The sequence below is a fragment of the Roseovarius indicus genome (genome assembly GCF_008728195.1).
Classification (GTDB): domain Bacteria; phylum Pseudomonadota; class Alphaproteobacteria; order Rhodobacterales; family Rhodobacteraceae; genus Roseovarius; species Roseovarius indicus.
In genome coordinates this window covers 3,646,838-3,664,450 of sequence record NZ_CP031598.1, presented here as the reverse complement: position 1 = coordinate 3,664,450, position 17,613 = coordinate 3,646,838, and the positions used below count along the sequence as shown (strand labels likewise).

21 protein-coding genes and 1 tRNA gene are annotated in these 17,613 nt (G+C 67.5%); 13 read left to right on the top strand and 9 right to left on the bottom strand.

The window, feature by feature from the left end:
* Nucleotides 1-3 precede the first annotated feature (3 nt).
* From RIdsm_RS17605 to RIdsm_RS17595, 3 genes are all read left to right on the top strand, one after another.
* Nucleotides 4-480, top strand: a complete 477-nt coding sequence (locus tag RIdsm_RS17605; protein WP_057816932.1) for an Lrp/AsnC family transcriptional regulator — start codon at nucleotides 4-6, stop codon at nucleotides 478-480.
* A 31-nt stretch (nucleotides 481-511) separates the two neighbouring features.
* On the top strand, nucleotides 512-1,066 hold the full coding sequence (locus RIdsm_RS17600) for a tetratricopeptide repeat protein (protein WP_057816973.1): 555 nt from the start codon (nucleotides 512-514) through the stop codon (nucleotides 1,064-1,066).
* Between the two features lie 55 nt (nucleotides 1,067-1,121).
* Nucleotides 1,122-1,207: transfer RNA gene (locus RIdsm_RS17595), tRNA-Leu, on the top strand.
* 133 nt (nucleotides 1,208-1,340) lie between these two features.
* Here the strand turns inward: RIdsm_RS17595 and RIdsm_RS17590 are convergent.
* A complete protein-coding gene (locus RIdsm_RS17590; RefSeq protein WP_057816931.1) occupies nucleotides 1,341-2,006 on the bottom strand; it encodes a hypothetical protein in 666 nt (221 codons plus the stop codon).
* A 353-nt stretch (nucleotides 2,007-2,359) separates the two neighbouring features.
* Between RIdsm_RS17590 and RIdsm_RS17585 the strand changes: the two genes are divergently transcribed.
* Both RIdsm_RS17585 and RIdsm_RS17580 read left to right on the top strand, forming a co-directional pair.
* Nucleotides 2,360-3,475, top strand: a complete 1,116-nt coding sequence (locus tag RIdsm_RS17585) for a S1C family serine protease (protein WP_057816930.1) — start codon at nucleotides 2,360-2,362, stop codon at nucleotides 3,473-3,475.
* A 185-nt stretch (nucleotides 3,476-3,660) separates the two neighbouring features.
* The gene (locus RIdsm_RS17580) at nucleotides 3,661-4,824 is read left to right on the top strand and encodes a hypothetical protein (protein ID WP_143100494.1); all 1,164 of its coding nucleotides are present in this window, start codon (nucleotides 3,661-3,663) and stop codon (nucleotides 4,822-4,824) included.
* A 156-nt stretch (nucleotides 4,825-4,980) separates the two neighbouring features.
* On the opposite strand, the gene metG is transcribed toward RIdsm_RS17580, so the two are convergent.
* The 4 genes from metG to RIdsm_RS17560 all read right to left on the bottom strand — a co-directional run bounded on the left by metG (nucleotide 4,981) and on the right by RIdsm_RS17560 (nucleotide 9,323).
* Nucleotides 4,981-6,699, bottom strand: a complete 1,719-nt coding sequence (gene metG / locus RIdsm_RS17575; RefSeq protein ID WP_057816928.1) for a methionine--tRNA ligase — start codon at nucleotides 6,697-6,699, stop codon at nucleotides 4,981-4,983.
* A gap of 78 nt (nucleotides 6,700-6,777) precedes the next feature.
* Nucleotides 6,778-8,007: an MFS transporter gene (locus RIdsm_RS17570; RefSeq protein ID WP_057816927.1), complete on the bottom strand. Its 1,230-nt coding sequence runs from the start codon at nucleotides 8,005-8,007 to the stop codon at nucleotides 6,778-6,780.
* 99 nt (nucleotides 8,008-8,106) lie between these two features.
* The gene (locus RIdsm_RS17565; protein WP_057816926.1) at nucleotides 8,107-8,667 is read right to left on the bottom strand and encodes a YceI family protein; all 561 of its coding nucleotides are present in this window, start codon (nucleotides 8,665-8,667) and stop codon (nucleotides 8,107-8,109) included.
* A gap of 38 nt (nucleotides 8,668-8,705) precedes the next feature.
* Nucleotides 8,706-9,323 carry an ImuA family protein gene (locus tag RIdsm_RS17560; RefSeq protein ID WP_057816925.1) on the bottom strand — a complete coding sequence of 206 codons (618 nt, stop codon included), beginning with the start codon at nucleotides 9,321-9,323 and terminating at the stop codon, nucleotides 8,706-8,708.
* A 157-nt stretch (nucleotides 9,324-9,480) separates the two neighbouring features.
* Between RIdsm_RS17560 and RIdsm_RS17555 the strand changes: the two genes are divergently transcribed.
* On the top strand, nucleotides 9,481-10,524 hold the full coding sequence (locus RIdsm_RS17555) for an aldo/keto reductase (RefSeq protein WP_057816924.1): 1,044 nt from the start codon (nucleotides 9,481-9,483) through the stop codon (nucleotides 10,522-10,524).
* A 136-nt stretch (nucleotides 10,525-10,660) separates the two neighbouring features.
* On the opposite strand, the gene RIdsm_RS17550 is transcribed toward RIdsm_RS17555, so the two are convergent.
* Entirely contained in the window at nucleotides 10,661-11,008 is a 348-nt protein-coding gene (locus RIdsm_RS17550) for a hypothetical protein (RefSeq protein ID WP_236553255.1), read from the bottom strand.
* A 63-nt stretch (nucleotides 11,009-11,071) separates the two neighbouring features.
* Nucleotides 11,072-11,929, bottom strand: a complete 858-nt coding sequence (locus RIdsm_RS17545; protein ID WP_057816923.1) for a helix-turn-helix domain-containing protein — start codon at nucleotides 11,927-11,929, stop codon at nucleotides 11,072-11,074.
* Between the two features lie 109 nt (nucleotides 11,930-12,038).
* On the opposite strand from RIdsm_RS17545, the gene RIdsm_RS17540 reads away from it, so the two are divergent.
* The 3 genes from RIdsm_RS17540 (at nucleotide 12,039) to RIdsm_RS17530 (ending at nucleotide 14,167) form a co-directional block, all read left to right on the top strand.
* Nucleotides 12,039-12,245, top strand: coding sequence for a DUF2061 domain-containing protein (locus RIdsm_RS17540; protein WP_057816922.1), 207 nt, complete (start codon nucleotides 12,039-12,041; stop codon nucleotides 12,243-12,245).
* Nucleotides 12,238-13,170: a fatty acid desaturase gene (locus RIdsm_RS17535; protein ID WP_057816921.1), complete on the top strand. Its 933-nt coding sequence runs from the start codon at nucleotides 12,238-12,240 to the stop codon at nucleotides 13,168-13,170. Before RIdsm_RS17540 ends, RIdsm_RS17535 begins: the two co-directional genes overlap by 8 nt.
* Nucleotides 13,171-13,264: 94 nt before the next feature.
* Nucleotides 13,265-14,167, top strand: coding sequence for a DMT family transporter (locus RIdsm_RS17530; protein WP_057816920.1), 903 nt, complete (start codon nucleotides 13,265-13,267; stop codon nucleotides 14,165-14,167).
* 46 nt (nucleotides 14,168-14,213) lie between these two features.
* Here RIdsm_RS17530 and RIdsm_RS17525 read toward each other — a convergent pair whose 3' ends face one another.
* Together RIdsm_RS17525 and RIdsm_RS17520 are read right to left on the bottom strand one after the other, a co-directional pair.
* Entirely contained in the window at nucleotides 14,214-14,909 is a 696-nt protein-coding gene (locus tag RIdsm_RS17525; RefSeq protein WP_057816919.1) for an NUDIX hydrolase, read from the bottom strand.
* A gap of 36 nt (nucleotides 14,910-14,945) precedes the next feature.
* Nucleotides 14,946-15,335, bottom strand: coding sequence for a DUF983 domain-containing protein (locus RIdsm_RS17520; RefSeq protein WP_057816918.1), 390 nt, complete (start codon nucleotides 15,333-15,335; stop codon nucleotides 14,946-14,948).
* 221 nt (nucleotides 15,336-15,556) lie between these two features.
* Here RIdsm_RS17520 and RIdsm_RS17515 point away from each other — a divergent pair, with 221 nt between their 5' ends.
* From RIdsm_RS17515 to RIdsm_RS17500, 4 genes are all read left to right on the top strand, one after another.
* A complete protein-coding gene (locus RIdsm_RS17515) occupies nucleotides 15,557-16,075 on the top strand; it encodes an EF-hand domain-containing protein (RefSeq protein WP_057816917.1) in 519 nt (172 codons plus the stop codon).
* A 108-nt stretch (nucleotides 16,076-16,183) separates the two neighbouring features.
* On the top strand, nucleotides 16,184-16,771 hold the full coding sequence (locus RIdsm_RS17510; RefSeq protein WP_057816916.1) for an RNA polymerase sigma factor: 588 nt from the start codon (nucleotides 16,184-16,186) through the stop codon (nucleotides 16,769-16,771).
* Nucleotides 16,761-17,132 (top strand): hypothetical protein, encoded by a 372-nt coding sequence (locus RIdsm_RS17505; RefSeq protein WP_074940425.1) that lies wholly within the window; start codon nucleotides 16,761-16,763, stop codon nucleotides 17,130-17,132. Before RIdsm_RS17510 ends, RIdsm_RS17505 begins: the two co-directional genes overlap by 11 nt.
* Complete coding sequence (locus tag RIdsm_RS17500; protein ID WP_057816914.1) at nucleotides 17,132-17,611, top strand: periplasmic heavy metal sensor; 480 nt, start codon at nucleotides 17,132-17,134, stop codon at nucleotides 17,609-17,611. The genes RIdsm_RS17505 and RIdsm_RS17500 overlap by 1 nt, the downstream gene beginning before the upstream one ends.
* Nucleotides 17,612-17,613 lie beyond the last annotated feature (2 nt).

Genomic DNA, 17,613 nt, shown 5'->3' with positions numbered 1-17,613 from the left:
ACCATGCAAGATGAATACGCGCAGCTTGATCGGTTCGACCGGGCGATTCTGCGGGTGCTGGCCGGGGACGGGCGGATTTCCATCACCGATCTCGCGCGCGAGATCGGGTTGTCGAAATCGCCGACGCAGGCGCGGCTGAGGCGGCTGGAAGGGGCGGGGGTGATCACCGGCTACCGGGCGCTGGTCGATCCGATCCGGCTGGGGCATGACCACGTGAGTTTCGTGGAGGTGCGCCTGCACGACACGCGGGAGCGGGCGCTGGCGGAGTTCAACGCGGCCGTTCTGAAAGTGCCGGAGATCGAGCAGGCGCATATGATCGCGGGGAATTTCGACTATCTTCTGAAGATCCGGACGCAGAACATGGCCGATTACCGGCGCATCCTGGCGGAGCATGTCTCGACCCTGCCGCATGTGGCGAACACCTCGACCTACGTGGCGATGGAGGCCGTGAAGGAAAGCACGCTGCCAACCGTGATTTGATTTGCGCGGCCGGCGGGCCATAATAGACCTCATGAGACAGCTTGCCGCCGCCGCCATGCTCGGGGCCCTGGCCGCCTTTCCGGCCCGGGCCGAGTGCCCGCCGCCGCCGGATCATGCCGATGCGCTGACCGGACTGATCGAAAAGGTCCAGGCGGCGCCGGATGAACGCTCGGCCAAGATCATTTCGAACGAGATGTGGGAAATCTGGGCGGATGCGCCGGACAAGCGGGCGCAGGAGTTGCTGGACGAGGGGATGACCCGGCGCTCGGCCTATGATTACGCGGGCGCGGTGGATGCGTTCGATGCGCTGATCGCCTACTGCCCGAATTATGCCGAGGGGTATAACCAGCGGGCTTTCGTCAATTTCATCCGGCAGGACTATGAGGACGCCTTGCCCGACCTGGAGCGGGCGGTGGAGCTTTCGCCGCGCCATATCGCGGCGATGACGGGTCAGGCGCTGACGCTGACGGCACTCGAGCGGAAGGCCGAGGCGGCGCTGATCCTGCGGGAGGCGCTGGAGCTGAACCCTTGGCTGAGCGAGCGGGCGTTGCTGCCGGTGCTGGAGTACGAGGAAGAAGAGCTTTAACGTCCCATGTCCCCCGTTTACACGACGGCCTGAGCGGATATTGTCCCGCCACCTGGCCCGCGTGGTGGAATGGTAGACACAGGGGACTTAAAATCCCTAGGCCGAAAGGCCGTGCCGGTTCGAATCCGGCCGCGGGTACCAGCTTTTGATGATTGGAAGTCATGCGCCCCGCCGGGGCAACGTCACCGGCCCCGCGCCCGTGGTGGAATGCTGGGGCGCGAGGCCGGGGGAACCGGGCCGCGGAGGGACGGGCGGCCCGGCGGGGAAGACCCCTTTAGTCGGACATGCCGGACCGGGCCGTGCCGGCGGCGCTGGCCGTCAGGTGGCCCTGCAGGTCGGCCTTGGTCATGCCGTAGCTGAGCTGGCCGCCGGCCTGTTGCGAGAGGTTCTGCGCCTCGACCGCAACCTGGCTGTGCGGGCCTTGCAGATCGGCCGCGAGGTCGATGACGGCCTGGGTGCTGCCATCCTTCTCGTCGGTGCGCAGGCCGCTGACCTGACCGATGACCTGGCCGTCGGCGGAGAGCACGTCGGCACCGGCCGCGACGGCGGCGTTCAGCTCGCCCGAGCCTTGCGTGCCCGTGCCGACAGACGCGGCCGCCGATGCGCCGGCGCTGCTTTCGTCTTCGCCGGTGCTGCTGTCCGCGGTGTCGGTGTCTGCGGTGTCGCTGTCGTCACCCGTGGTCGAGCTGCCGCTGACGCCTGCGCTGGCGCTGGCGTCTGCATCGGTGCCCACGCTGGCGCCGTCGGTGCCGACGCTTGCGCCGGCATCTGCGCCCACGCCCACGTCTGCGCCGACACCGCCCACGCCTGCATCTGCGCCGACACCGGCATCTGCGCCAACGCCTGCGTCAGCGCCGACACCGCCGAGCCCTTGGGCCTGAAGGGGCAGCGCCAGGGTTGAGGCCAGTGCGGTCGTGAGTGCGAGTGATCTGAGTTTCATTGAGCTCACCTTTGGTTCATTTCGATGGCCCGGGACACGGGGGTCGGCCGGGTTGGACAAAGAAATGTGCGCAACCGGGCGGTTTCAACGATCCGCGGTTACCGGCGGGTGGCGCTGGCTGAATTCAGCCAATTTGCGCCCCGGGTCGCGGCGGGATGCTGCGCAGGCCGTGCCGGGCGTGAAACCTTTTCGGCGTTCATACGTATGTTTCCGTTTTGCGCCGGGCCGTGGCGCGGCGGGGGCGTTGCAAGGCGTCACCGAAAGGTACGGGAGAGACGGGCCCGTCGGCTTGAAACCGCCGCGGCCTGCCGCCACCTGTCCTTCATGGTTTTATTGGGGGAGTGCGCGTTTCCATGACCTATCGATTCACCGTTCGTCTTCTGATGATCACGCTCGCGGCCATGCTGGTGGTGGCGACCTACCAGGTGATGCCGGCGCTGCGGATGGCCTACCTGGAGCCCGAGGCCGCGCCGCGGGTGGTGACGGCGCGGGGCGACCTGGCCGGAGAGGAGCAGGCGACGATCGAGCTGTTCCAGTCGGCGCGCGACAGCGTCGTTTTCATTTCCACCGCCGAGCGGGTCAGGGACCCGTGGTCGCGCAACGTGTATGAACAGCCGCGCGGCACGGGGTCGGGGTTTCTGTGGGACAACCGGGGGCATGTCGTGACCAACACGCATGTGATCGAGGGCGCGTCGGCCGCGACGGTAAGGCTGGCCGACGGGCGGAGCTTTCCGGCCGAGCTGGTGGGGCGGGACCCGTCGCATGACCTGGCCGTGCTGCGGATCGATGCGCGCGACCTGCCGGAGCCGGTGACGGTGGGCAGCAGCGATGACTTGCAAGTGGGTCAGACCGTGCTGGCGATCGGCAACCCGTTCGGGCTGGACTGGACGCTGACGCGGGGGATCGTCTCGGCGCTCGACCGGGAGTTGCCGTCGCCCGCGGGCCGGCCGATCACCGGGCTTATCCAGAGCGATGCGGCGATCAACCCCGGCAATTCGGGCGGGCCCTTGCTGGACAGTGCCGGGCGGTTGATCGGGGTGAACACGGCGATCTACAGCCCGTCGGGGGCCAGCGCCGGGATCGGGTTCTCGGTGCCGGTGGGCACGGTGAACCGGGTGGTGCCGGAGCTGATCGAGACGGGGCGCTATGCGCCGCCGTCGATCGGCATTCGCTATGACCCGCGGGTGAACGAGATGGCCCGGCGCGAGGGGCTGGAGGGGGTTCTGATCCTCGGGGTCGAGCCGGGCTCGGCCGCGGCGCGGGCGGGGCTGGAACCGGCGCGGCTGTCGGGCGACGGGCGGCTTGTTGCGGGGGACATCGTGACGGGGCTGGGCGGCGAGACGGTGCGCGGGGTCGACGACCTGCTGGCGGCGCTGGAGGCGCACCGGCCGGGGGATACGGTCCGTCTCAGCCTGCGACGAGAGGGGGAGACGCGGGAGATCGAGGTCACGCTGGGCGAGGGCGGCTGACAGGGCCCGGCCTTCGGCCTTTGCCCGGTGCGGACACAGTGTTTCCGTTCTGGAATGCGATAGTTTGAATGAGTTTACCTTGTTTCGTGCTAGGCTGCTCCGGTCCGCATTGGGGAGCGGAGAGGGATGTTTTCAGGACGTTGGCATAGCCGGCGACGTGCCGGATGACGGTCGGTCGGCCAGGGGTGGCTGCGCCGGCGTGGCCGGCGCGGAACGTGGCCATACTGGGCTTCGTCTTCTCCGTCGCGCTGGCGGTGGTGCTGTGGAGGCTGAACTGGCTGATCGGGAATGGCGGGGGGCCGTTCACGCAGGGTGACTGGCTGGTCAATCTTCAAAGCGGGCTGGTGCGGCGCGGGGTCGCCGGAGAGGTGTTCCTCGCCGTCTCGGACGCGACGGGCATCGGGCTGTTGCCGCTGGTGGGCGGCGTGCAGGCGGTGCTGGTGGTGGCGATCTTCGCGATGATCTTTCACGGGGCGTTGCTGGCGCGGCTGCCGGACCGGCTTTTGCTGATCCTGGTGTCGCCCTTGCTGGTGACGTTCTGGGCGATCGATTCCGTGGGGGCGTTCCGGAAGGAGCTGCTGGGTCTGCTGGCGTTTCTGCCCTTGTTGCCGCAGGGGCGCGGGCGTGTCGCGGCCTGGCTGGTGCCGGTGCTCTTCGCGGTGGCGGTGGCGGCGCATGAGGCGAACGCGTTCTTCGCGCCGGCGCTGTGCGTTGGCGTGATGATCCGGTTCGGCGCGGAGGCGCCGGAGCGGCGGATGCGGATGGTGGCGGTGATCCTGGCGATCGGGGTTCTTGGGTTCGGTTTCGCGATCCAGTACCGGAGCCTGCCGGACACGGTGGCGATGTGCGTGGCGCTGACGGCACGGGGGCTGTCTCCGGAGATCTGCGGCGGGGCGATCGACTGGATGGATGACCCGGCCGGGTCGGCGCGGGGGCCGTTGCGGAACCTGCTGGACAGGTACAGCCAGACGGCGGCGGCCTTGGTTTTCGGGGCCCTGCTGGTGCCGGTGGCGCTGGCGTATCGGCATGCGCCGAAGACGCGGCTCTGGCTGGCGGCCGGGGCGGTGGTGTTTGCCGGGTTCCTGCCGCTTTACGCGGTGGCGGTGGACTGGGGCCGCTGGATGTCGATGTTCATGTTCAGCGCGGCGTTCCTGACGATGCTCCTGGCCATTCACACCGAGGCCGGGTGGCTGCGCCGGCCGGTGCCGCCGATGGTCTTCGGGGCGGTGCTGGTGATGTCGGGCGGCCTGGGCGTGTACCACTATGGCGGGCTGCCGATGCCCGGCTTCGTGCCCGTGGTGGCCGATATCGCGGCGCGGAAGCTGGTGGGGGTCGGGCTGTTGCCGTGATCCGATTGTGCGCCTGTTCGGCGCAGCCGGTGAGTTTGCGTTCGGGCCACGCAGGCCCTGGAGGCGCTGCCCCCAGACCCCCGGGATACTTGAGAACAAGAAGAAGCAGGGCGCGGTCGCGGCTTCCCTATGGTTTCAAATACCCGTTCCGGCGTTTCAGCTGCGCGTGCCGGCGAAGCGGGTGGCCCAGTCTTCGCGTTGATCGTCGGTGATCTTGGCGAAGAGCACGTCCGGCACGGTGAAGGCGTGGCCCTCGGGCAGGGTGGCGAGGGCCGATTGCAGGTCTGACGGCCAGTCCGGGTCGAGCGTGTTCATCGAGGACAGCATCCGGGCGGAGGCGTCGGGGATGAAGGGCGCCGAGAGGACCGCGTAGACGCGGATGAGGTTGAGGGCGAGGCGGATCTGCATCGCGGCGGTCTCGGGGTCTTCCTTGAAGGTGGCCCAGGGGGCGGCGTCCTGCAGGTACTCGTTCCCCGCGACCCAGATGGAGCGGAGCGCCGCGGCGGCCTTGCGCACCTCGATGGCGTCCATGTGGCCCTCGTAGGCGTGGAGCTTGGTGGTGAGTTCCTCGATGAGGGCGGTTTCACGCTCGCCCATCGTGCCGCCTGCCGGGACCTCTTCGCCGAACTTGGAGCGGCAGAACTTGGTGACGCGGGAGACGAAGTTGCCCAGCACGTCGGCGAGGTCCTTGTTCACCGAAGCCTGGAAGTTCTCCCAGGTGAATTCGGCGTCGGAGGTTTCGGGGGCGTGGCTGAGCAACCACCAGCGCCAGTAGTCGGCGGGCAGGATGTCGAGCGCCTGGTCCATGAAGACGCCGCGGCCCTGGGAGGTGGAGAACTGGCCGCCGTCGTAATTGAGGTAGTTGAAGGACTTGATGTAGTCGACGAGCTTCCACGGCTCGCCCGACCCGAGGATGGTGGCCGGGAAGGAGAGCGTGTGGAAGGGCACGTTGTCCTTGCCCATGAACTGGGTGTAGCGGACGTCTTCGGCGCCCTTGTCGGTGCGCCACCAGCGTTGCCAGTCGGCCTCGGTGCGCCCGGTGGCTTCGGCCCATTCGCCGGCGCAGGCGATGTATTCGATGGGCGCGTCGAACCAGACGTAGAAGACCTTGCCTTCCATGCCGGGCCAGTCCTCGCTGCCGCGCTTGACGGGGATGCCCCAGTCGAGGTCGCGGGTGATGCCGCGGTCGCGCAGGCCGTCGCCGTCGTTGAGCCATTTCTTCGCGATCGAGGTGGTCAGGATCGGCCAGTCGGTTTTCGAGTCGATCCAGTTATTGAGCCGGTCGCGCATCTGGCTTTGGCGGAGGTAGAGGTGCTTGGTTTCGCGCACCTCGAGATCGGTCGAGCCGGAGATGGCCGAGCGCGGGTCAATGAGGTCGGTCGGGTCGAGCTGCTTGGTGCAGTTCTCGCACTGGTCACCGCGGGCCTTGTCGTAGCCGCAATTGGGGCAGGTCCCCTCGATATAGCGGTCGGGGAGGAAGCGGCCGTCGGCGTTGGAATAGACCTGTTTCTCCGTCACTTCCTCGATCAGGCCGGCCTCGTAGAGCTTGCCCGCGAAATGCTGGGTGAGGGCGGTGTTCTGGGGCGAGGAAGAACGGCCGAAATGGTCGAAGCTGAGGCCGAACCCGTCGGAGAGCTGTTTTTGCACCTGCCACATCTCGGCGCAGTACTCGGCCACGGGTTTGCCGGCCTTGGCGGCGGCGAGTTCCGCGGGCGTGCCGTGCTCGTCGGTGGCGCAGAGGAACATCACCTCGTGGCCGCGCCCGCGCAGGTAGCGGGCGTAGAGGTCGGCGGGCAGCTGGCTGCCCACGAGGTTGCCCAGGTGCTTGATCCCGTTGATGTAGGGGATGGCGGATGTGATCAGGTGACGTGCCATGGCGTGTTGTCCTGCCCCTCGGTTTGGCTGCGCGCCCCCTTTAGCGCAGCTTGGCGGGCAGGGCCAGAGGCTGCGGGCCTAGTCGCCGTTGCGGTCGCGGTCGTTGCCGGTGAGGCGGCCGATGGTGAAGCTGGTGCGGGGTGACCAGACATAGCGGGTGCGCTGGTCGGGCGAGCTGCGGCGGCGCATGCGGAGGAAGCCGTAGACGATGAGATAGGCGTGGGCGACGGCGATCATGGTGAACATGGCCGCGGGGCCGAAGGCGGCGATGAGGGTCGAGGCGAAGAGGGGCGCGGCGATGGCGCCGGTGGCGAAGAAGAACATCAGGGCCGCCGAGAGTTCGACCCGCTGGGCACTGTCGACGAAGTCGTTGGCGTGGGCCGCGGAGACCGAGTAGATCGGGATCGAGGTGAGCCCGAAGAAGAAGGCGGTGAGCATGACGCCCGTGGCGCTGAGCTCCTGCACCGAGGCGGTGACGATGCAGCTGAGGATGGCCGCGACCGAGAGGCCGATGAGCACGTGGCGGCGGTCATACTTGTCGGCGAGCCAGCCCACCGGGTATTGCGCGATCGCCCCGCCGAGGACGAAGGAGGCGAGGAACCAGGCGATCTGGTCGGGCACGAGGCCGACGCCTTCGCCGTAGAGCGGCCCCACCATGCGGAAGGAGGCGCTGGAGACGGCCGCGACCAATACGCCGGCGGCGGCGAGGGGGGAGCATTCGATGAGCAGTTTCGGGCGCAGGCGCGGGGCGGCGGGGGTTTCGGGCTGGCGGACGCGGGTCAGGGTGAGCGGGATGAGGGCCGCGCAGCAGAAGAGCGCGAGGATGTTGTAGGAGACGTAGGAGGCCGGTTCGAGCACCGAGATCACCAGCTGCGCCATCAGCGAGGCGGTTGTGTCGACGATCCGGTAGCCGCCCATGGTGCGGCCGCGGGTTTCGTTGGTGACCTTGGCCTGCAGCCAGGCCTCGATGATCGTGTAGCAGCCGGCGACGCAGCAGCCGGTGGCGACACGCATCAGCGTCCAGGCCCAGGGGTCGATGACCAGCATGTGCATCAGCAGCCCGATCGTGCCGGCCGCCGTGAAGGCCGCGAAGGCGCGGGAATGGCCGACGCTGCCCATCAGCCGGGGCGCCCACCAGCAGCCGATGAAGAAGCCGATGAAATGCGCCGAGCCCAGAAGGCCGATCTGGGTGGTGGTGAAGTCGAGCGCGATGCCGGAGAGCGCGTCGAGCGGGCCCACGCCGCCGGAGGAGAGCTGGAGGAGAATGACCGAGAGAAAGAGGGCGGCGAAGGAAATGATCAGGCGCATGATGCCCTTACCTTGGCAGGTTGGGCGGCGGTTGGAAGCGCATATTCGACAGGAACGTGTCGTTTTCCGTGAAGGGGCGGGTTTTTGCGCGCCGGCAGGCTATTTGCCGATTACCGCGACGACGCGCAGGCCGATCCGGTCGCCGACCATGTTGGGATAGCCCGAGGCGCCGAAGGCCGAGCGGCTGACCTCGCCGGTGAGCAGCACGACGAGGTTGTCGCGGTCGGTGCGGGCGGTGCCCTGTTGGCGGTAGAGGCCGGCCTTGAGGGTGACGGGGCGGGTGACGCCGCGAATTGTGAGCTGGCCGGTCACGGCAGCGCCGCGCAGGCTGCCCCGGATCGAGGTGGAGCGGAAGGTGATTGCCGGGTGGGCGTCGGTGTCGAGCACGGTTTTTCCGCGCATGGCGTTGGTGGCGAAGACGAAGCCGGCGCGGGCGGCGCGGGCGTTGAGGGTGACCGAGACGCGGCTGGCGGAAAGGGTGTCGAGATCGAGTACCATTTCGGCGGCCTGCACCGGCATGGTGCCCTGCTGCTCGCGGCCCTGGAAGCTGTAGGTGAAGGTGACCTGCGAGCGGGCGGTGTCGAGGAGATAGCGTTCGGGCGCGGCGGAGGCGGCCGCGGCGGCGAGGCAGAGCACGAAGGCGGCGAGGGCTCGAATCATTACGTTGGGTAAGTAGCTGGTTTGCGGGCCCGGGCCAATCACGCTTCTGTCAGCGTGGACGGGGTCAGGCGCCAGCGGCCGGGGCGGCCGGCGAGGTGCCAGTCTTTCGGCGGCAGGGTGCGGGCGCGGCGGCGGGTGAGGGCCCAGCCGGGCGCGCCGGGGGTATGGGCCTGCGCCATGTGCCAGCGCGTCTCGATGCCGGGCGCGCCGCCGTCGCCGGGGGTGAGGATCAGGCCGAGGGGGGCGCCGTGGCCCTCGGCCGCGCCGGTTTCGGCCGCCAGGTGGAGGCGGCGGACGGCGGTCATGCCGGGCGGTTCGGGCAGTTCGGCGATGGCGAGGGGGACGAGGCCGCTGCGGAGGGCTTCTTCCAGCGTCCAGAGCAGGTCTTCGGCCCGGCGGGGGGCGAGGAAGGTGAAGCGGTTCGGCTGGGTCAGGGCCACCATGCCGTCGGGGTTGAGCGCATCGGTCGTCCAGGCGGGGGTGATCCAGAAGACGGGGCCCTGGGTGGCGGCGGCGATGAGCATCGCGAGCGTGTGCCGGGCCGGGCCGCAGATCTCGTGCAGGCGGGCCAGCGGCAGGGTGAGCTCGCCCAGAACGGTGAGGTCGGGGCGGGTCGGGGTGCGATGGGTGCGCCGGGTGAGAAGCTCGGTGGTCATGGGGGGAGGATAGTTTGTTCGCGGTTTGTTCTCAATGGTGTTTTGCAGGGCATTCACGTGGCGGAGGGGGTGACACCGGGTCGATATTGCGTTTCCCCCTCCCGCCAACTTGTTCTAGGTTCGCCGCAACACTGGAACAGGGAAAGGAATTCGGGACATGAAGATGAACCCGCTTGGACGGACGGGGCTTGAGGTGAGTGCGCTTTGCCTGGGCTCGATGACCTGGGGCACGCAGAACACCGAGGAGGAGGGCCACGGGCAGATCGACACCGCGCTCGACCATGGCATCAATTTCATCGACACCGCCGAGATGTACCCGGTGAACCCGGTCTCGAAAGAGACGGTGGGCCGCACCGAGGAGATCATCGGGACGTGGTTTGCCAAGAGCGGCCGGCGGGACGAGGTTATCCTGGCCACCAAGCATTCGGGCGAGGGCCAGAAGATGGTGCGGGATGGCGCGCCGATTTCCTCGAAGACGATACCGGAGACGGTGGAGGGATCGCTGCGGCGCCTGCAGACGGATTACATCGATCTCTACCAGTTTCACTGGCCCAACCGGGGCAGCTACATGTTCCGGAAGAACTGGACATTCGACCCCTCGGGGCAGGACCGGGCCGAGACCATCGCTCATATGGAGGACGCGCTCGAGGCGCTGCAGAAGCAGGTCGACAAGGGCAATATCCGCCATTTCGGCCTGTCGAACGAGAGCGCGTGGGGCACCTCGCAGTGGTTGCGGATTTCCGAGGACCGGGGGCTGCCACGGGTGGCGTCGGTGCAGAACGAGTATTCGCTGATGTGCCGGCTGTATGACACCGACATGGCCGAGATGAGCGTGAACGAGGATGTGGGCCTGCTGGCGTTTTCGCCCTTGGCGCAGGGGCTGCTGACGGGCAAGTACCGAGGTGGTGCGAAGCCCGAGGGCTCGCGGATCGAGGTGAACCCGACGCTGGGCGGTCGCGTGCTGGACCGGGCTTACGAGGCGGTCGACGCTTACGTGGCGGTGGCCGAGAAGCACGGGCTGGACCCGACGCAGATGGCGCTGGCGTGGTGCGAAACGCGGCCTTTCATGTGCTCGGTGATCTTCGGCTGCACGACGCAGGCGCAGCTGATGACGGCGATCGGGAGTGACGAGGTCAAGCTCAGCGACGAGGTGCTGGAGGATATCGACAAGGCGCATCGGGCGCATCCGATGCCGTTTTGATCTTGGTAAGTCGGCGTTGAGGCTCCAGCGCGCGGAACAAAGGCGCGCCTTGGCGCGCCGCCGCGCAATCGCCAAACCGCCCGGACGGGCTGGCGATTGCGCGGCGGAAACCATCAGGATTGACGGACCTTGAGGTCTAACGCGGAATGAGCCGTTCGAGCCCGGTGCCGCTGTCCCATGTGCCGTGCAGTTCGCGGCCGGTGACCACGTAGACGATCGGCGTCGCCGCGCCCCAGTTCACCGTCACGATGCGCCCCTGCACGTTGCCGCGGCCCTGGTAGCTGTGGCCGTCGATGGACCAGTAGATCTCGACCTCGCTGCCCTGCTGGAAGATCTCGACCGGCCCGGTATAGGCACGCCCGTCGGGGTGGCGGCCCTGGGCGGTGTATTGCCCGGCGATGTCGAGGATCTGGCTGTCATGGGCTTGGCCGGCGGTGGCGAGGGTTGCCAGGGCAGCGGCGGTAAAGAGGCGGCGGGTGAGCATGGGCGGGGTCTCCGGTGGCGGTAGGGCAGCGTAGCCGGGCCGGTCGGGGCTGTCCATCGCCGCTCAGGTCTCGGCCCAGATCGCGCGGATATGGTCGGGCAGCGCGCGGGCGGTGACATGGGCCTCGCGCACGAGGTGGTCGAAATGGCCGGTCAGCGCCTGTACCCGTTCGGTGTCGCGGAAGACCATGTAGTTCTGGCCGATATAGATTGCCGCCAGCAGCGGCCCGAAGATGGTGACCGGCGCCGAGTAGAGGCGGCGGGCGTCGAAGAGGTAGATGCGCATGCGCGGGTAGAGCTGTTCGGCCACTTCGAGGAGGTATTGCACCTGTTCCTCGCGCACGTCGCGGGGGAGGCCCGCGTAGTAGCCCTCGCCGCGGACGAAGGCGTCGATCTCGAAGAGGGGCAGGGCGATCTCGTAATCCGACTGGGTGCGGCGCATCCACGAGAGGCGGTCTTCGGAGGCGCCGATGGCCTGGTCGATGCTGCGGCCGAGGTGGGGGGCGTATTCCCATTCGAGCATGGCGCGGGTCTTGAGCATGTCGGGCATGCCGGCGGGGACGTGGCGGATCTTGTAGCCCGCGGCCTCCTGGTGCCAGCGGAAGATCTGTTCGTCGACCAGCGCGCGGGGCGCCTCGGTGAGCGAGAGGGTGTTGGCGACGATGTCGGCGGCGGTTTCGGGGCGGTCGGTGAGGCCCAGGAGCCAGTCGGCGGAGACGCCGAGGGCGGCGGCGCATTCGCCCACCACCTGCGCGTTGGGCAGGCGGGCGCCGGAACCCTTGATGAGTTGCGAGATGGTCGAGCGGTCGACGCCCACGGCGCGGGCCAGGCCGGATTGGGTTGTGCCGCGGTCGCGCATCGCCTCGGCGATGCGGCTGCGAAAGAGGGTGGCGCGGTCGCGCTTGTCGATGATTTCCCGCATATGGTGATAAATATCACCAATGCAGAAAAATGTTAACCATTTTCGGAATATTCTGCTGACAGGTTCTGACGTAACGTTTCCGTGAATTGGGGAAAATCCGGAGTATGGAATGGAGACGCGAGCGCGGACGCTTGTGAAAGCTGTGGTGTGGAATGCAATCGGCCTGGCGGTGATGAGCCTTGTGGGCCTTGCGATGACCGGGTCGGCCGCCGTGGGCGGTGCGATGGCCGTGATCAACACCACCATCGGGCTGAGCTGCTATTTCGTCTACGAGCGTATCTGGTCCCGCATCAACTGGGGACGTTTGTATGGCTGAGACCTTTCGCAAGGAAGCTGGAATCGAGTGGCCGACCGTCGGCCTGATGCTGCTGTGTTACGCGGCCTGGGGGCTGGCGATCACATGGGCGGCGGCGCTGTGGCTGCCGCTGGGGATCGGGCTGGCGACGCTGGCCGTGGCGCTGCATTCGTCGCTGACGCATGAAGCGCTGCACGGGCACCCGTTCAAGAGCGAGCGGCTGAACGAGGCGACGGTGTTCCTTTGCCTGGGGCTGTTCATCCCGTATCGGCGGTTCCGCGACCTGCACCTTGCGCATCACGTCGACTCGATCCTGACCGATCCCTATGACGACCCGGAGTCGAATTACATGGACCCCGATGTCTGGGTGCGGCTGCCGCGCTGGGGGCAGGTTCTGCTGCGGATCAACAACACGTTGGCGGGGCGGATGCTTCTGGGTCCGGCATTGTCGGTCTGGACGATGTGCCGGGACGACTGGCGCGCGATCCGGAACGGGGATGGCAAGGTGCTGAACGCGTGGCTTTTGCACCTGCCGGGCGTGGTGCCGGTGGTGGCGCTGGTGATCTGGGCGCCGATGCCTTTCTGGGCCTACCTTGTTTCGGCCTATGCCGGTTTCTCGATCCTGAAGATCCGGACGTTCCTGGAGCACCGGGCGCATGAGCGGGCGAGCGGGCGGACCGTGGTGATCGAGGACAAGGGGCCGCTGGCGCTGATCTTCCTGAACAACAACCTGCACGTGGTGCACCATATGCACCCCAAGGTAGCGTGGTACCGGCTGCCGAAGCTTTTCGACGAGAACCGGGAAAAGTATCTCAAGCGGAATGACGGGTATTACTACCGCTCCTATGCCGAGATCTTCGCGCGGCATTTCCTGAAACCGAAAGACCCTGTGCCGCACCCGATGTGGCCCGCGCCCGGGGGCAAGCCGGACCAGCCGGCGGAGTGATCTGAAAAGGGGGCCATAGGGGCCCCCTTTGTCATTGTAAGGGGTACAAGCTGTCGCTGGTCATTGCCGGGAAAGTTCGGCATAGGCCTTGGGCATGGAAGCCTGGATCTACCTTGCCATTCTTGCCGCAGCGTTCCAGACGCTGCGCTTCATGCTGCAGAAATCGCTCAGCATGGGGACGTTGTCGGCGGGTGGGGCGACGTTTGCGCGGTTCTTCTATGCCGCTCCTTGCGCGTTCCTTTTGGCCGTTGGTTATGTCCTTTGGGGCGGGGTCGATGTGCCGGCGCTGGGGCGGGTCTTCTGGACCTATGCGCTGATTGGCGGGCTGACGCAGATATTGGCGACATGGTGCGTGGTGCTGTTGTTTTCGCAGCGCAACTTTGCCGTGGGGATAACCTTCAAGAAGACGGAAGTCATCCAGACCGCGCTGGTCGGGCTCATCGTGCTTGGGGATGCGGTGAGTGTGCCGGGCCTCGTGGCGATTGTCGTCGGGCTGACCGGGGTTCTTGTGCTGTCGGATACGCCCGACCTCGAGGGCGGGCGGTTGAAGCGGCTGATGAACAAGGCGGCGGGGCTGGGGCTTTTGTCGGGGGCGTTGTTCGCGGTGTCGGCGGTGAGCTACCGGGGCGCGACGCTGGAAGTGGCGAGCGACGATGCCTTCCTGCGCGCGGTGGTGACGGTGTCGGCGGTGACGCTGTCGCAGACGGCGGGGATGATGGCCTGGCTGCGCTGGCGGGAGCCGGGGCAGGTGAGTCGCGTCTGGGCGGCGCGGGGCCGGGCGATCTGGATGGGTGTGGCGAGCCTTGGCGGATCGGTCGGGTGGTTCACGGCCTTCACGTTGCAGAACGCGGCTTACGTGTTTGCCGTGGGGCAGGTCGAGGTGATTTTCTCGCTGATGGCGTCGGTGATGTTCTTCAAGGAGACAATCACGCGGCGGGAGCTGACGGGGATCGCGCTTTTGACGGTGAGTATCCTGCTATTGGTGTTGGTGGGGTAGGCCCACGTGAGCCGGGCGAGGCTGCGTTGCTCGGAGGTGGGTTGGCCTAACCTACCGGTGCCACGCCCCGCAGCCTGAGGAACAGGCTTTCTTCATCGTTGTTCTTGAAAAACGGGATCGAGGCCGGCGGGGTGAGGTCGCGGGCGCAGGCGGCGATTTCGGCCAGAACGACTTCGGTGATGAAGGGCAGGTCGAGGGCGCGGGCCTCGGCCAGCGGCACCCATTGCAGGTGCGAGAGTTCCTCGGAGGCGGCGGAGAAGTCGTCGAGGTCGCCCTCGATCCGGTCGGCATCGACGAGGAAGAAGCGCGCGTCGAAGCGGCGGGGCCGGCCCGGGGGGGTGAGGGCGCGGAAGAAGAACTGCATGCCCAATGCCGAGGGCAGGTAGCCGGCGTCGGCGAAGCTCTGCCAGTCGGGGTGGGGCGTGCCGGGCCAGTCGCCGGGCTCGCCAAGCAGGAGGCCCGTTTCCTCCCACAGTTCGCGGATGGCGGCGGCGGCGAGCGCGTGCGAGAGATCGGTCTCGCTGGCTTCCAGCAGGCGGTCGCGGCAGAGATCCGACAGCGGAGTGGCAAGCGGCACACCGGCATCGTCGGCATCGACCGCGCCGCCCGGGAAGACGAATTTCGAGGGGAAGAAGGCCGCCTTGGCGCCGCGCTGGCCCATCAGGACGCTGGGCGTGGTCATCCGGTCGCGCAGGACGATCACGGTGGCGGCGTCGCGAACGGCGGTTTTGTCGACGGTCATGGTGTGCGGTCTTCCCTGTCTTCTGCCGACGGGGCCTTACGCCTTTTCGCCGAACCCGTGCATGTGGCGGGCCCATTGAAAGCCCACCACGGCCCCCTTGAGCCGGGGCAGAAGGTAGAGCGAGAGCGTGACGCAGCCAATAGCGAATATGGTGAAGAGCACCAGCGGCTCGGGCCGGAACATGGTGAAGGACACATGCAGCAGCGGCGCCATAAGGTGGCCGACGATCAGGATCGTGAGATAGGCCGGCCCGTCATCGGCGCGGTGATGGCTGAGGTCTTCGCGGCAGACGGTGCAGGTGTCGCGCACCTTGAGATAGCCCTTCATCATCGGCCCCGAGCCGCAGTTGGGGCACTTGCGGCGGAACCCGCGGCGCACGGCGGGCCATAAATCCCGGGTGTCGGTGCTGATGGACTTTTCGGTCATGGAGAGCCTCGTTCGCGATAGCGGCAAAAATGGGCAAAGCCACGGCGAATTGAAAGGGTGCAGAACGTCCTTGCGGCCGGATGTCGCAAATATGCTGCTGCAAATTTCTTTGCGAGGTGGCGACGGAATTGCCGGGCCGCTGCGTTCAGTATGTGTAACCGGCGCGGGAAGCCGGCCGGTTGCAGGAGCTGATACAGGTAAGATCTCAAGGAGTTGATGAGATGAAAAACGGTTTTCTGATCGCCAGCCTGGGCGCCGCCATTCTGGCCGGCGCTGCCACCCAGGGCGCCGCTGCAGGCGATGACATGGCAAAGGGACACCACGGCAAGCGTCCATCGTTCGAAGAGCTCGATGCGAATGGCGACGGTGCGGTGAGCCGCGAGGAGATGCAGGCGCGCATGCAGGCCCGCTTTGCCGATGCCGACGCCGATGGCGACGGCAAGATCACCCGCGAGGAGATGTCGGCCCGGATGGAAGCCCGCCAGGCCGAGCGCCGCGAGCGGTTCCTCAACCGGATGTTCGAACGCAAGGATGCCGATGCCGACGGCGCGCTGAGCATGGAAGAGATGCGCGGCGATCGGGCCGACAAGATGTTCGCCCGGGTCGATCAGGATGGCGACGGCTCGGTGTCGCGCGAAGAGTTCGACGCGATGAAGGAGCGCTTCAGCAAGCATCACGGCAAGCATGGTGAGCATGGCAAGCGCCGGCATGGTCACGATGACGATATGATGCAGGACTGACCGTACAGACCGGGAGCGCCCTTGCCTTCGGTGGGCGCTCCGGTCACCATCGCCGCCCGAGGGGCCTGACGTTGGCCCGCCACCTTGAGGCATAGCGCGCTTCGGACGATGACCATGCCGTTTGATGAACAGAATTCAGCCCCCGACGAGGCGCTGCTTGTGCTTTATGCCAACGGCGACCCGGTGGCGGCGCGTGTTCTGACGGCGCGGCTGGTGCCGCGGGTGCTGGCGCAGGCGCAGCGGATGGTGGGCAACCGGGCCGAGGCCGAGGACGTGGCGCAGGAGGCGATGCTGCGGCTGTGGCGGATCGCGCCGGAGTGGCGGCAGGGCGAGGCGAAGGTGACCACCTGGCTGTACCGGGTGACCGCCAACCTGTGCACCGACCGGCTGCGCAAGGCGCGGGGCGTGGGGCTCGACGAGGCGCCGGAACCGGAAGACGAGCGGCCCGGCCCGGCCGAGGGCCTGCAGGAAAAGGCAAGGGCCGATGCGTTGCAGGACGCGCTGGACAGGCTGCCCGATAGGCAGCGCGAGGCGGTGGTTCTGCGCCATATCGAGGAACTCGGGAACCCCGAGATTGCCGAGATCATGGAGATCAGCGTGGAGGCGGTGGAAAGCCTCGTGGCACGTGGAAAAAGGGCGCTGGCGGCGGAGTTGTCCGCCCGGCGCCAGGACTTGGGGTATACGGATGATGGATGAACCAGAGAACACCGATCCGCTGAAGGCGTTTTTCGACGCCGGCCGGGCCGCGCGGCCCGAGCCGGGCGACGCGCTGATGGCGCGGATCATGGCGGATGCCGACCGGGTGCAGGCCGAGCGGGCCGAGGCGCCCGCGCCGGGGCCGCGACGGGGCCTGTTTGCCGGGCTGGCACAGGCGCTGGGCGGCTGGCCCGCGATGGCGGGGCTGGCGACGGCGACCGTGGCCGGGCTCTGGATCGGGGTCAGCCCGCCTTCGGGGCTGGCGGGGGTTGCGCAGGACGTGATGGCGGGGGCCAACGAGGCCTACCTGATCGACCTCGACCCGGACGCCACGTTCGTGATTGCCGATGGAGGCTTTTGATGGGTGACGAAACCAAGGGAAAGTCGCGCGGGTGGGTGAAGATCCTGCTGGTGGCGTCGCTGGGGCTGAACCTGCTGGTGGCGGGCGCGGTGGCCGGGGCGTTCTTTTCCGGCGGCCGGTGGCACCCCAAGGGGCCGCCGCGGCTGGAGACGATGGGCGGACCGCTGACACGGGCGCTGAGCGAGGAAGATCGGCGGGCGATCGGCCAGAAGATCCGCCAGGCGTATCGCGACGGCTCGTTCTCGCGCGACCGGCACGGCGAGCAGTTCGAGGGGCTGATTGCCGACCTGAAGGCGACGCCGTTCGACCCGCAGGCGGTGGAGGCACGGCTGGAGAGGATACAGGGCATGTTCCGCGAGCGGCTGAGTCTTGGACAGTCGTTGCTGATCGAACAGCTTGTGGCGATGGATGACGAGGAACGCGCCGCCTATGCCGACCGGCTGGTCGAGCGGAAGGAGCGGCGGCACAACCGCGACTGACC